Source organism: Alcaligenes sp. GW821-FHT11D07, from assembly GCF_058808495.1.
The window spans coordinates 293,044-306,864 of record NZ_JBXART010000001.1; the positions used below are offsets into that span (position 1 = coordinate 293,044).

11 protein-coding genes are annotated in these 13,821 nt (G+C 56.2%); 7 read left to right on the plus strand and 4 right to left on the minus strand.

Translation table 11 applies throughout. The features are described from left to right. The first annotated feature begins 4 nt into the window (after positions 1-4). Together nuoN and AC1RSM_RS01340 are read left to right on the plus strand one after the other, a co-directional pair. The gene (gene nuoN / locus AC1RSM_RS01335; RefSeq protein ID WP_492928719.1) at positions 5-1,483 is read left to right on the plus strand and encodes an NADH-quinone oxidoreductase subunit NuoN; all 1,479 of its coding nucleotides are present in this window, start codon (positions 5-7) and stop codon (positions 1,481-1,483) included. A 252-nt stretch (positions 1,484-1,735) separates the two neighbouring features. Then, positions 1,736-2,029: a DUF2818 family protein gene (locus tag AC1RSM_RS01340; protein ID WP_492931407.1), complete on the plus strand. Its 294-nt coding sequence runs from the start codon at positions 1,736-1,738 to the stop codon at positions 2,027-2,029. 125 nt (positions 2,030-2,154) lie between these two features. On the opposite strand, the gene AC1RSM_RS01345 is transcribed toward AC1RSM_RS01340, so the two are convergent. After that, positions 2,155-3,270 (minus strand): NAD(P)H-dependent flavin oxidoreductase, encoded by a 1,116-nt coding sequence (locus tag AC1RSM_RS01345; protein WP_492928721.1) that lies wholly within the window; start codon positions 3,268-3,270, stop codon positions 2,155-2,157. Positions 3,271-3,439: 169 nt separating this feature from the next. On the opposite strand from AC1RSM_RS01345, the gene serB reads away from it, so the two are divergent. After that, positions 3,440-4,291: a phosphoserine phosphatase SerB gene (serB, locus tag AC1RSM_RS01350; RefSeq protein WP_492928722.1), complete on the plus strand. Its 852-nt coding sequence runs from the start codon at positions 3,440-3,442 to the stop codon at positions 4,289-4,291. 198 nt (positions 4,292-4,489) lie between these two features. Here the strand turns inward: serB and mfd are convergent, their stop codons facing one another. Then, positions 4,490-7,981: a transcription-repair coupling factor gene (gene mfd / locus AC1RSM_RS01355; RefSeq protein ID WP_492928724.1), complete on the minus strand. Its 3,492-nt coding sequence runs from the start codon at positions 7,979-7,981 to the stop codon at positions 4,490-4,492. 17 nt (positions 7,982-7,998) lie between these two features. Between mfd and ispD the strand changes: the two genes are divergently transcribed. After that, positions 7,999-8,700 (plus strand): 2-C-methyl-D-erythritol 4-phosphate cytidylyltransferase, encoded by a 702-nt coding sequence (ispD, locus tag AC1RSM_RS01360; protein ID WP_492928726.1) that lies wholly within the window; start codon positions 7,999-8,001, stop codon positions 8,698-8,700. Next, a complete protein-coding gene (gene ispF, locus AC1RSM_RS01365) occupies positions 8,697-9,182 on the plus strand; it encodes a 2-C-methyl-D-erythritol 2,4-cyclodiphosphate synthase (RefSeq protein WP_492928727.1) in 486 nt (161 codons plus the stop codon). The genes ispD and ispF overlap by 4 nt, the downstream gene beginning before the upstream one ends. A gap of 25 nt (positions 9,183-9,207) precedes the next feature. Here the strand turns inward: ispF and AC1RSM_RS01370 are convergent, their stop codons facing one another. Both AC1RSM_RS01370 and ompR read right to left on the minus strand, forming a co-directional pair. After that, positions 9,208-10,491 (minus strand): sensor histidine kinase, encoded by a 1,284-nt coding sequence (locus tag AC1RSM_RS01370; protein ID WP_492928730.1) that lies wholly within the window; start codon positions 10,489-10,491, stop codon positions 9,208-9,210. Positions 10,492-10,652: 161 nt separating this feature from the next. Continuing rightward, positions 10,653-11,387, minus strand: coding sequence for an osmolarity response regulator transcription factor OmpR (gene ompR / locus AC1RSM_RS01375; protein ID WP_003801024.1), 735 nt, complete (start codon positions 11,385-11,387; stop codon positions 10,653-10,655). A gap of 277 nt (positions 11,388-11,664) precedes the next feature. Between ompR and tsaB the strand changes: the two genes are divergently transcribed. Beyond that, positions 11,665-12,897: a tRNA (adenosine(37)-N6)-threonylcarbamoyltransferase complex dimerization subunit type 1 TsaB gene (tsaB, locus tag AC1RSM_RS01380; protein WP_492928732.1), complete on the plus strand. Its 1,233-nt coding sequence runs from the start codon at positions 11,665-11,667 to the stop codon at positions 12,895-12,897. Continuing rightward, the gene (locus AC1RSM_RS01385; protein ID WP_492928735.1) at positions 12,894-13,802 is read left to right on the plus strand and encodes a uracil-DNA glycosylase; all 909 of its coding nucleotides are present in this window, start codon (positions 12,894-12,896) and stop codon (positions 13,800-13,802) included. The genes tsaB and AC1RSM_RS01385 overlap by 4 nt, the downstream gene beginning before the upstream one ends. The last annotated feature ends 19 nt before the right edge of the window (positions 13,803-13,821 follow it).

Sequence of the window (13,821 nt, forward strand, 5' to 3'; positions counted from 1 at the left end):
CACTATGGATACTAACTTTAACTTTTCTCTGGCTCTGCCCGAGATCCTGCTCCTGGTTCTGGCTTCGTGTGTGCTGATTTCTGACGCTTTCAGCACGCACAAACAGCGCCACTCGACTTTTGTTTTTAGCTTGTTGACCCTGGCCGTTGTGGGGGCCAGCGTTGCCTGGCAGTGGTCCCAGGGCGTCAGCGGTGTGTCTTTCGGCGGCTTGTTCGTCGTGGACGAAATGGCGCACTTCTTGAAGTTGATCTCGTGTGTGGCCGTGGCTGCAACCTTGATCTATGGTCGCGAATACGCTGAACAGCGCGACATGATGGAACGTGGTGGCGAACTGTACACCCTGACTCTGATGGCTCTGCTGGGCCAGATGATCATGATTTCGGCCAACAGCATGTTGACCGCTTATCTGGGTGTGGAGCTGATGTCCTTTGCGCTGTATGCATTGGTGGCTTTGCGTCGCGAACACCGTCAGTCCATTGAAGCCGCTTTGAAGTACTTCGTGCTGGGTGCTTTGGCATCGGGTGTCCTGCTGTACGGTATGTCCATGATTTTTGGCGCAACCGGCCATCTGGAATTCCCACGTATTGCTGAAGTCATCGCCAATGGCCAAGCCGAGCGTCTGGCCCTGGTCTTTGGTGTGGTGTTTGTAGTGGCAGGTCTGGCCTTCAAACTGACGGCTGCTCCTTTCCATATGTGGACACCGGACGTTTACCAAGGTGCTCCAACTACCGTCACCCTGATCATCGGTGCAGCGCCCAAGCTGGCTGCTTTTGCCGTGACCATGCGTTTCCTGGTGGAAGGCCTGCACGGCATCGCCGTGGACTGGCAACCCATGCTGTTGATCATGGCTGTGTTGTCGCTGGCTCTGGGTAACCTGACAGCGATCATGCAAAAGAATCTCAAGCGTATGCTTGCGTATTCGACCATCTCGCACATGGGTTTCATCTTCCTGGGCTTGCTGGCTGGCGTGTTCAATGGCGAGACCCACTCTCAAGCCTACGGCGCTTCGCTGTTCTACGTAGTGATCTACGTTCTGACCACACTGAGCACCTTTGGCCTGATCCTGATCATGAGCCGTCGTGGTTTTGAATGTGAAAACATCAATGACCTAAAAGGCCTGAACCGTCGTAATCCCGGTTTGGCTCTGGTTTGGCTGCTGTCCATGTTCTCCCTGGCTGGTATTCCTCCGCTGTCCGGCTTTGCCGCCAAGCTGAGTGTTTTGCAGGCAGTGATCGGTGCAGGTCAAGTGTGGCTGGCCGTGTTTGCTGTGATCATGTCCTTGATCGGTGCGTTCTACTACCTGCGTGTTGTGAAAGTGGTTTACTTTGACGAGCCTGAAGGTGAAGAGCATCCGATCGCTACGGGCTTGCTGACCAAGCTGGTCATGCTGGTTAACGGCGTACTGATTATCGGCCTGGGTCTGTTGCCCGGTGGCTTGATGGATACCTGCATCCGCGTGATTCAGGCTTCCTTGCAGTTTTAAGTAGGTGGCACTATGGACCAAAGCCTTTCCATCTGGGTCTTGATTGTTCTGTCCGCTATTACGGCTAATTTGCCGTTTATCGTGGAAAAGCCCTTGTTGGTTTTGCCTTGGTCCTTGCCGGGTGAGCGTTCGGGTTTGTCGCCATGGTTGCAGCTGATTGTGGGTATTGTTTACCTGGCTGTGCTGGCCGGTCTGGGCCTGGGGGTGTATACGGTTATAGCCTCCAGCTCCGGTCTGAGCTCCTTGCCTGTGATGCTGGGCAAGCTGGTTCTGGGCCTGGCGGTATTAGGGGCAGTATTTTATTTCCCGGCCTGGCGTACTCGCCATCAGAAAGTCTCTAAAGGCTTTTTTGCCCGCTTGCTGGAAGTCTGTGCGTTCTACGGGATTATGGGTGCGTTTGGTTTCGCTTTTGAAGCCAGTATTGGTAACCCGTTCAAGCAGACTTGGGTGTTCTATACCATTACCTTTGCTTTATTTTTGGTGATGGCCTACCCCGGCTTTGTGTATCGGTACTTGATGCGCCACCCCAAAGGCAAGTTCGAATAGTTCCGCCGTATAAAAAAACCTCGCAAACTATCTTGCGAGGTTTTTTTTCGTTCAGATTTTACTGATCTGCTACGGCGTGAAAGCTGTTGTGCGCCTCTGTAGGCAGAGGCAGCGTTCAGAGCCCCTTAGGGCTTGTCTAAGGGGGCATGGGTGGCACCAGCCACCCCCAGGCGTTTACACACACCTTGAGCCTCTTGTGCCAGTACAAGAGTCAGTTGCTCGGCAGGCAGGGCACGACCCAGGGCTGCACTTTGACCACTCCAAAGCGAACTGAAGTCTGTCAGCCCTTTCTTTTCGGCTGCGATCCGTAGCGGGCTCAGAGCTGAGCCGGCATGAGGAAAGACGGGGGCACTGTTGCTTAACGGGCCAATTTCGTCCATCAAACGTGTGCTGATGCTGCGAGCGGGACGGCCGGAGAACAAGTTGGTCAGCGCAGTTCCGTCCGAGCGGCTATTCGCTAAGGCGTCACGGTGCAGGGGGGTAATCTTCGATTCGGGACAGAACAAGTAGGCGGTACCGATTTGTGCAGCGCTGGCTCCTAGCGCCAGGGCAGCAGCAATACCACGGCCATCCGCAATGCCACCCGCCGCAATCACAGGAATAGTGACCGCGTCTGCAATCTGGGGCACCAAAGACATCGTACCTACCTGATTGGGCACTTTAGGGTCTAGAAATACGCCTCGATGGCCACCGGCCTCTAAGCCTTGAGCGATGATGATGTCGGCACCATGTTCCTGCAGCCACACAGCCTCCGCCGTGGTGGTGGCGCTGGACATGATAAGTGCGCCTGTGTTTTTAACGCGCTGCACTAATTCAGGGGAGGGCAGGCCAAAGTGAAAGCTGACTACTTCAGGTTTTAGCTCTTCCATCAGCTCCGCGTGCTGGCTCGAGAAAGGGGCGCGGGAGGCTTTGGGCAGTTCCTGATTCGGGTCCAGGCCATATTCCTGGTAGTAGGGCATCAGTTGTAGACGCCATTCTTGAAGGGCTTCCGGTTCCAGACGCAGATCGTCGTGGCAGAAGAAGTTTAAATTGATGGGCGCCGATACAGCTTGCCTGAACAGCCCGACCTGTTCTCGTATTTGTTCCGGGCTGAGCATTGCGCAGGCCAGTGAGCCCAGACCCCCAGCGCGAGCCACGGCAATGGCCAGCTCGCTGTCTTGGGCACCGGCCATAGGTGATTGCACAATGGGATGTTCGATGTGGAGCAGATCCAGCAAAGTGTTGTTGGGCCAGATGTACATGACGGGTGTCCTTGTCGTTTCTCGATAGCTTTTATCGTATCAGGATGAGTTGAGACTGGAAACTGACGGTGCAGCGTGTTGACCGCAGTGTGTGCGGGCGGTGGCACGCTACAATAATCGTCTTTTGGCACCGTAGCGTGCTGTATTTTCTTGTTTTGTGGACGAACTGATGTCTCATCTCATTCTTCAAGGGCCGCGTCTGGATAGCGCCATCATCGAAAAAATTGCCGCAGTGGTGCAGGCCGATGGAGTGCAGGAGCTCGGTCCCACCGCGGTGCGTTTGCTAGGAGCGGATGCCCAGCAACAGGCTGAAGTTCAAGCCTTGTGTAAAACGGGAGCAATGGATTTTGCCTTTCTGGAACAGATAGACCGTTTGAAAGACATGCGGGTTCTGGCGATGGATATGGATTCCACGCTGATCAATATTGAATGTATTGATGAGATTGCCGATATGGCTGGTCGTAAAGAGCAGGTGGCTACTATTACCGAGGCTGCCATGCGCGGCGAGATCAAGGATTTCACCGAAAGCCTGAACCGCCGTGTGGCCTTTTTGGAAGGCGTGCCTGTCAGCGATCTGACCCGTGTTTATGAAGAGCGGCTGCAGCCTAACTTGGGGGCAGACCGCCTGATTGCCACTGCCCATGCACATGGTGTTAAAACCCTGTTGGTTTCGGGTGGCTTCACTTTCTTTACCGAACGTATGAAAGATCGTTTCAGCCTGAGCTACGCTCATTCCAATACTTTGGAAGTGGTGGATGGCAAGCTGACCGGTAAAGTGCTGGGCGCTATTGTGGACGGCCAAACCAAAGCCCGCTTTTTGCAAGAGCTGGCTGCAGAGTTGGGTGCAGGCCCAGAGCAGTGCATCGCCATTGGGGACGGTGCTAATGACCTGCCCATGATGGCTCAGGCAAAATATTCGGTGGCGTACCGAGCCAAGCCTGTGGTGCAGGAGCAGGCGCGCTTTGCTTTGAATCACTCCCCGCTGGATGCTGTGCTGAATTGGTTCCGACTGGACGTTTGAGGCCTGTGTGCTTTGTGTTCTCGTTTGCCTGCATGGCAATGGCGTAGCAGCTTGCAATTCTAGGGTGTGCCTGGGCCAGTTTATATTTCTTGCCTGACCGGTTTCTTAGGTAAGCACACCCGGTAGCACCTTGAAGTCTGTTCAAAAGAAAAGAGCGCTGTTTGATGACAGCGCTCTTTTTCATTCAGCAAGCCAGTTTTATTTTTCCTTGCGCAAGCTGTTCAAGACATTACGCACGGCCTGAATGCGGTTTTTGACTTCATCGCCTTTGGTAATTTCGACCTTGAGCTTGTCAGGGCCAGCCAGCCGCACCTGCTTGTTCTTTTGAACCAGTTCAATAATGCTCACGGCATCTACATTCGGCTTAGCAGAGAACTGGATGGTGGCCTGTGATTCACTGGCATCAATCTTCACAATACCCAATGGTTCCGCTTTGATACGTAAACGGTGTACGGCCAGCAGGTTCTCGCCAGGCTCGGGCAGCAGGCCGTAGCGGTCGATCAACTCTTCGTGGATATGGATGAGGTCATCTTCCGTACGTGCGTGTGACAGGGCCTTATAGTGCCCCAGCCGGGCATTGACGTCGGGGCAGTAGTAGGACGGCAGCAGGGCGGAGGTATGCAGGTTGACTTCACACTGCAGGGCAAAGGGTGAATCCAGATCCGGCTCTTCACCGGCCTTCAATGCTTTGACGGCCGTATTGAGCATGTCCGCATACATGGAGTAGCCCACTTCCTGAATATCGCCAGACTGAGATTCGCCCAGTACTTCACCAGCGCCCCGAATTTCCAGATCGTGCATGGCCAGGAAAAAGCCTGCACCCAGCTCTTCCATGGCCTGAATGGCTTCCAGCCGCTTTTTGGCATTGTTGGTGATGGCGTCTTCACCTGGGGTGAGCAAATAGGCGTAAGCCTGGTGATGGGAGCGGCCTACACGTCCACGCAATTGGTGCAACTGGGCCAGACCCAGGCGGTCAGCGCGGTGGATCACGATGGTATTGGCGGTTGGAACGTCAATGCCAGTCTCGATAATGGTGGTGCATAAGAGCACGTTGTAGCGTTTCTGGTAAAAGCCTTTCATGACGGCTTCCAGCTCACGCTCGGGCATTTGGCCGTGTGCTACGGCAATACTGGCTTCCGGGACCAACTCTTCCAGACGGGCACGGCGGTTGTGAATCGTCTCGACTTCGTTATGCAGGAAGTAGACCTGACCACCACGCTTGAGCTCGCGCAGCAGCGCCTCGCGTATGGTGCTGCCATCTTCACGGCGAACAAACGTCTTGATAGCCAAACGTTTTTGAGGCGCGGTGGCAATCACCGAGAAGTCCCGAATCCCTTCTAAAGACATGCCCAGTGTGCGTGGGATAGGGGTAGCGGTCAGGGTCAGAATATCCACTTCAGCACGCAACTGCTTCAGGGCTTCTTTCTGACGCACGCCAAAGCGGTGTTCCTCGTCGATAATGACCAGGCCCAGCTGCTTGAAATGCACGTCTGCGGACAGGATCTTGTGCGTTCCAATCACAATATCCACACTGCCATCGCGCAGGCCAGCAATGGCCGCCTGAGTTTCCTTGCTGGACCGAAAGCGGGACAGCTCGGCAACACGGATGGGCCAATCGGCAAAGCGATCAGAGAAAGTCTGGGAGTGTTGCTCAGCCAGCAGGGTAGTGGGGCATAGCAAGGCGACCTGCTTGCCATTGGCAACCGCCAAGAAGGCGGCACGCAGGGCGACTTCAGTCTTACCGAAGCCCACATCGCCACACACCAAACGGTCCATGGGTTGGCCCGAGGTCATATCGTTGACCACGGCTTCAATGGCAGCCGCTTGATCCGGTGTTTCTTCAAAGCCAAAGCCTTCAGAGAAAGCCTGGTAGTCATTCAACGGCAATTTGAATTGGAAGCCTTGACGGGCAGCGCGCTGGGCATACAAAGCTAGCAATTCGGCTGCGCTGTCACGAGCTTGCTTGGCGGCACGTCGGCGGGCCTTGTCCCATTGGCCAGAACCCAGCTGGTGCAAGGGAGCATGCTCGGGATCGGCACCGCTGTAACGAGCGATGACGTGCAATTGCGCCACCGGCACATACAGTGTGCTGCCCTTGGCATATTCCAGATGCAAGAACTCCACCGGACCTTCGCCCAGGTCCATTTCCTTCAACCCGCAGTAGCGACCAATGCCATGTTCGGCATGCACAACGGGGTCGCCCTCGCGTAGCTCTGACAGGTCCCGCACCATGGCTTCCACATCGCTGCTGCGCTCATTTCGGCGGCGGCTGCTCTGTGTACGTGTCTGGGTCGGGTAAAGATCGTTTTCAGTCAGCAGGCTCAGGCTGTCATGGACCAGCGCAAAACCACGAGACAAAGGGGCAACGACCAAGGCAAAGGCCGCATCCGACTCCAGAAAGTCGGCCATGCTATGGCAGTCTGGTGCGGGAGACAGGTCATGCTCACGCAGCATTTGCAGCAGAGTTTCCCGACGGCCTGCTGAGTCGGCACACAATACGGTGCGATTCTTGGGATCCAGCACTTCCTGACGCAGTTGGGCGAGCGGGTCTTTATCCCGTCGGTTGACGGCAACGACAGGCAGGGGCTCAAAGTCCGGGTGAGCGATAGGCTGATTGTCCGCCTGTTCGCTCAGGCTCAAACGGCTAAAGGGTTTGATGCCATTAAAGAACTGCTCATCTGAAAGAAACAGACTTTCCGGAGGCAGGATAGGGCGCTCGCGATCATTTTTCAGGAATGAAAAGCGGCTATGGGTATCACTTTGGAAGCGGCTGATGGCGTTTTGTGCATCGCCGTGGGTAATGACCAGGCTGCCTTCAGGCACGTAATCCATCAAGGTGGCTGTTTCATCAAAAAACAGCGGCAGATAGTATTCGATACCGGCAAAGGCAATGCCATTACCTACATCTTTATAAGGCAGAGCGCGCGAGGGGTCGCCTTCAAAGTATTCCCGGAAGCGGGTGCGAAACTGCGTGCGCGCTTCCTCGTCCATGGGGAACTCACGGCCGGGCAGTAGCTGAATTTCTTTGACGGGATACAGACTGCGTTGGGTATCGATATCAAAGCTGCGTATGCTCTCGATTTCTTTATCGAACAGATCCAGACGGTAAGGCAGCACCGAGCCCATAGGAAACAAGTCAATCAAGCCACCTCGGATACTGAATTCTCCGGGGGCACTGACCTGTGTCATATGGGTATAGTTGGCCAGTGTCAGTTGGGCACGAAGCTGGGCTTCATCCAGCGCATCGCCCTGACGGAAGGAAAAGGTGTAGGCCGCCAAAAAGGACGGTGGTGCCAGGCGATACAGGGCAGTGGTGACCGGTACCGTCAGAACATCGACCTCGTGCATGGTCAAAGCGTGCAGGGTTCGCAGGCGCTCGGAAATTAAATCCTGGTGAGGCGAGAAGCTGTCGTATGGCAGTGTTTCCCAGTCCGGCAGTTGGCGCACTCGCAAGGCGGGGCTGAACAACAGAATTTCCTCGCCCAGTCTTTGGGCGGTCAAGGGATCAGCGCACAGCACCAAAATAGGGGCTTTATGAAGGCGGGCCAAGTCGGCAATCAGGCAGGCATCACCCGAACCCGGAGGCATGGGTTGCGTGTAGCGTTGACCGGGACGCAAGGCAGCCAGCACCTCGGGAGTGCTGGGCAGGGACAGGAAGTGCTGTTTTTCGGTTTCCATCAGGATTGTCATTATAAAATCACCCACCTATGAAGACTACCTTGATTGCAATTGTTCCAGCCGCCGGTATCGGCTCGCGCGCCCTGGATTCTGCCACGAAGGCGCAAGGCTTGCCCAAGCAATACCGTTTGCTGGGCGGGCAGCCCATGTTGCGCCGTTCGGTACAAGCCTTGCTGGCCGATGAGCGCATCAGCCAGGTTCGGGTTGCAGTGGCACCGGGTGATGCCTGGGCTGCAGCGGCGCTGGAGGGCTTGCCGCGTACCATCTGCCTGCCTTGCGGTGGGGAAACGCGGGCAGAAACGGTGCTCAATACGCTGCGCACCTTGGATGAGGATGCGCAGCAGTGGGTGTTGGTTCATGATGCGGCTCGTCCTGGCTTGCCCCCGCAAGCCCTGGGGCGTTTGATAGACGCCTGTCTGCAGGCCCGAAACGGTGGCTTGCTGGCCTTGCCCGTGCCCGATACGGTCAAGCGCGCCACGGCAAGTGAACCTGCCGCTGTGCAGCAGACTATTGATCGGGAAGGTTTGTGGTTGGCACAGACTCCCCAGCTTTTTCCGGCACTGGCTTTATGCCAGGCTTTGCAAGCCGCTAAAGAGCAAGGTTTGGCGATTACTGACGAGGCCAGCGCGATGGAGCTGGCGGGCAGCCAACCCTTATTAATATTGGGTTCGGCACGGAATTTTAAAGTCACCTGGCCCGAAGATTTTGAATTGATGGAGAAATGGTTATGAATATGCCGATTCGCGTAGGACAAGGTTTTGATGTGCATGTGCTGTGCGAAGGCCGGCCCCTGATTTTGGGGGGCGTCACCATTCCCCATACGCATGGTCTGATGGGGCATTCCGATGCGGATGCCTTGCTGCATGCGATTACTGATGCCATTTTGGGCGCGGCGGGTTTGGGGGATATTGGTCGTCATTTTCCAGATACCGATCCGCAGTACAAAGGTGCCGATAGCCGTGTGCTTTTGCGCCATGCTTACGAGCAGGTCCGGGCAGCAGGCTGGCGAGTGGGTAATGTGGATGCCACGATTCATGCCCAGAAGCCTAAAATCGCGCCCCATGCGCCCGCTATGGTAGCCAACATCGAAGCCGATCTGCAGTTGGAACCGGGCAGTGTGAATGTCAAAGGCAAAACCAATGAAGCCATAGGCTTTGTGGGACGCCAGGAAGGGATTGCCGTCACGACGGTTGCCTTGTTGTATCGCGCCTAGCACAGCGCTTGCAAAGCCTCCTGAATCAGGAGGCTTTGCTGTCCTTTTCCCCAGGGGATGCGGCGGCGTTGCGGCCAACCCGGATGCGAGGTAACTGGATACGGGCAGTCAGGCCTTCCGAGGGAGCACTCACCAGCTCGAAGTGGCCGCCTACCTGACCTAATAGACGCTCTACAATCGCCAAACCTAAGCCAGCGCCACTGACGCCGGTACGAGCTGATACGCCACGGGAGAAGGGGCGCAGCAGACGCTGTATATCCCCTTTGGCAATACCTGCACCCTGGTCTTTTACGGCAATGACCAGAATATTGCCGTGCTGATGAGCGGAAAGTTCGATACGTGCACGGTCATCTTCAGGGCTGCGGCCATAGCGGCGCGCATTTTCAATCAGGTTGGAGATGATGCGTTTCAGATCGTGGGCGCTGATGCGAGCATATAGATTGGGCTCGACCGACGCGGTCAAGATGCCGCCCAGCGATTCTGTGTGGGTACGTTCGCGCTCGTAGACGTCATTCAGGACGGCGGAGACGTCAATACCATGCTCAGGCACAGCTGCTGCGGGGCGGGCGTATTCCATGAGCTGACCAATACTGTGGTCAATCTGGGCCAGATCTTCGTCAATGGCAGCACGGGTTTCGTCCGACACCTGACTTAATTCAATTTCCAGACGCATACGCGCCAAAGGTGTGCGCAAGTCATGGGAAATACCGGCCAGCATGATTTCCCGATCTGCTTCAGTCTGACGAATATCGCGCGCCATACGGTTAAAGGCGATATTCATGTCACGGATTTCGGCCGGGCCTTTTTCAGGCAGGGTGCTGGGTGTCTCGCCACGGGCCAGTTGCTGGGCTACTTTAGCCAGCTGTGCCAGGGGGCGGTTCACAAAACGGACACTGACAGCAGCACCGATCAAGGCCAGCAGCAAGGCGGTCGCGCCCCAGCCTAGCCATTCCACACCGGCGGTCAGACTGAGCTGCTCGCGGTCAAAAACCAGCCAATACTGGTCTTCGTTGATATCAAAAGAAACCCAGATGCCCGGTACGCTATTGACCGACCACATGATCAAGGTCTGACTACCGAGGGCGCCGCGTACTTCTGTCGAGACGTGTTGCCAGTAGTTGGAGCGCGGCAGGGGTTCCAGCTCGTCTGTGTTTTCGCGTGGCTGCACGCGCAGACTTTCTTTAGTGGCCAGGTCCAACAAGAGGGCAGGACGCACGGCCGGCGGGGCATAGACCAGCGCTGAACGGGTGATGCTGACGATGGACGCCACTCGCTGAGCCATTTGGGCTGCACGGGGGCCTTCTTCCATACTGAAGAAAACCTGTAGCCAGGCACCCAGGCTGACGAGCATCAAAGCGGCGAGCAATAAAAAAGACCGGCTGAATAAGCCCAGCCGGATACTCGAGTTTTTTGGTGCTCGGCGCTGGGCGGCCACGGCGGGCCGCCCCTCTTGCTGACCGGAAGACAAGGTCAGTTACCGCCGTCGGGCACAAAGACGTAACCCAGACCCCACACCGTTTGAATGAACACGGGTTTGGAGGCATTGGGTTCGATCAGCTTGCGCAAACGCGAAATCTGTACGTCCAGGCTACGGTCAAAGGCTTCGTACTCACGGCCACGCGCCAGCTCCATCAATTTGTCGCGCGACAAAGGAATCTTGGGATGACGGGCAAACACTTTCAGCACAGAGAACTCGCCCGTAGTAATAGGGACGACTTCGTTGTTGCGTGTCAGTGTCCGAGTGGACAGGTTCAGCACATAAGGGCCGAACTCGATGGATTCATTTTCCTGACTAGGTGCGCCGGGGTGTTCCTCGGTACCACGGCGTCGCAAGATTGCGTTGACACGGGCCAGCAGTTCACGTGGGTTAAAGGGTTTGATGAGGTAGTCATCAGCACCCATCTCCAGGCCCACGATACGGTCGATTTCTTCGGCCTTGGCGGTGAGCATGATGATTGGGGTGTTGTCGTGTCCGCCGCGCAACCGGCGACAGATGGACAGACCATCCTCGCCAGGCAGCATCAGATCCAATACCAGCAGATCGAAATGCTCGCGTTGCCAGAGTTTGGCCATTTCTTTACCGTCTTCGGCAACGAAGACGTTGAACCCTTGTTCAGACAAGTAGCGGCGCAATAAATCGCGCAGCCGGGGATCGTCGTCAACGACAAGGATTTTGCGGGTGAGGGGGGGTGTCGGCGTATTCATAGCGAAAATGTAACAGGCATCAGAAAGCGCGTACAGGGGGATGTAGAAAAATATTACACATTAAGTGTTTTGTACGATTTATGCGCCTTGCAGCGGGTTTGGATAGTCTTCGACGAAAATCATATGGTGGCAAACAATCTAGTCGGTGGGTTTGAGCGGGGTCAAAAAAATGTGATGCTCACTATAAAAAACCTCTGGATTCTCCTATGAAGTGGCTTGTGTGATCCCGATCCCAGACAGACGCCTATTTTGCGTCCGCTTAAACTAAAATAGCCCGATGGATGCACATATTCTTGCCCTGGAGACTTCCTCCAACCTCTGTGAACTGACCTTGTTGTCTCGCACCCAAGCGGGTATTGCGCTTGTGGAGCTGAGCCACGAGGGTAGTGGCGATCATGCCGAGCGCCTCTTGCCTATGGCTGACGAACTGCTGCAGCAGGCTGGCCTGGACCGGCATGCCCTGACGGCCATTGCGTTTGGTCAGGGGCCTGGCGGCTTTACCGGCCTGCGGGTGGCCTGTGGCGTGGCACAAGGCATGGCTTTTGCGCTGGACTTGCCCGTCTTGCCGGTTTCGTCCTTGTTGGCAGCGGCTGCCTGCACTACACCTGTTGAAAACACGGCTTATGTGGTCGTTCAGGATGCGCGTATGCAGGAAGTCTATGCTGCCGTCTATGCGTGGGACTCTGAGCAGTCCTGGTCGGTGCTGCAAAGCCCGGTATTGCTTGATGCGGCACAGGTCAGCACCTGGATTGCCCGCTTGCAGGCCGAAGGTTTGATTGGTGCCCAGCAGCAGATTCAGGTTTTGGGAGACGCTTTGGTGCAGTTTCCTGATCTGATTCCTGCCATTCAAGCCCAGGGCTGGGAAGCCGGCCAAGCCTGGCGAGCCACAGGTGCCAGTGTGGCGCGTTTGGCTTTGCACGATCTGGATTGCGGTCGCGGTGTGTCCCCGGATCTGGCGATGCCGCTGTATGTGCGCGAGAAAGTGGCGTACACCATCGAAGAAAGGGAGCAAGGTTTGGGTGGCAATCCTGCTGCCTTGGATCAACCGCTGCAAATCGAAGCCATGCAGGCGGGGCACGTGTCAGCTGTGCTGGACATTGAGCGCCGGGTGGAAAGCCATCCCTGGACGGCAGGCAATTTCACGGATGCCTTGGGCAATCCGGCCTATTACTCCCGCATTATTCACAAGCAAGGCCAGGTGCAAGGCTATGCAGTGTGGTTGCAGACCCCCGATATGATTGAACTTTTGCTGATTGGGGTAGCCCCCGAGCAGCAGCGCCGTGGTCTGGCTCGCCAACTGCTGGATGAAGGGCTGGTCTGGGCGCGTCAGCAAGGTGTGGAGCGGCTGGTTCTTGAGGTGCGCGCCTCCAATGTGGCGGCCATCACCTTGTATAAGAACTACGGTTTCCAGGCTGATGGTCTGCGAAAAAATTACTATCCGCTGAGCGCAGGCCAGCGTGAGGATGCGGTGTTGATGAGTCTGGCTATCGCCGCCAAGGCAGGGGCATGATCGATTTTCAGCCAATCTCCCCTCTGCAACGTGGCTGGCTTTTAGAGCTGGGCTTGGAGCGTGCCTTTCTGGCACGTTTGCCTCAGCCTCAAGTAGCCCCTCAGCCGGTAGCGGCAGCCGAACCTGCTGCTGCGCCAGCGCCCGTTGTAGATCCGCAGCAGGGCGTCACGACCAGCCCCGTGTCCAGGCTGATTTCCGCGTCCGAAGCCGCTAGCGATGCGACATCTGCGCGGGACAAGGCCTTGGCCTTGTTGCGCAAGCCGGGTTCCAGGCCTGTGGTGGCAGCGGTGGAAGAGCCGCTTGTTCAAAAACCTGCGGTGCTGATTCAGCCAGAAAAAACACAGGATATGGCGAGCTTGCTGGAGCAGGTTCAGGCATGCCAGGAATGCGGTTTGCACACAGGCCGATCCCAAGTGGTGTTTGGAACGGATCAGGTACTGGAGCCGGACTGGATGATTATTGGCGAGGCCCCCGGAACTAGCGATGATCGCAGTGGTTTGCCCTTTGATGGCAAAGCGGGATTATTGCTGCAAGCCATGCTTGAAAGCGCTATTCCTGAAGCCTCGGTGTACAAAACCCATCTGGTTAAATGCCGTCCTGTGGGGAGTCGTTCCCCGACACCGGACGAGCTGGCCGCCTGTCGTGCTTTTTTGGATGCGCAGATACGTCTGGTGCAGCCTCGCCGTTTGTTGGCCGTAGGTCATTTGGCAGCTGTGGCGCTGAGTGGCCGAGAGGACGATCTGGAGACCTTGCGCGGTCAAACGCTGGCGTATACCGATAGCCTGGGCCGTAGCTTGCCCTTGGTGGTGACGTATCATCCCGCCTCGCTCTTGCTGCGTCCGCAGCATAAAGCCAATGCCTGGCGGGATTTATCTTTGTTGCGCCAGTTGCAGGGGCAGTCCTAAGACTTCGCCCCTTTCTAAG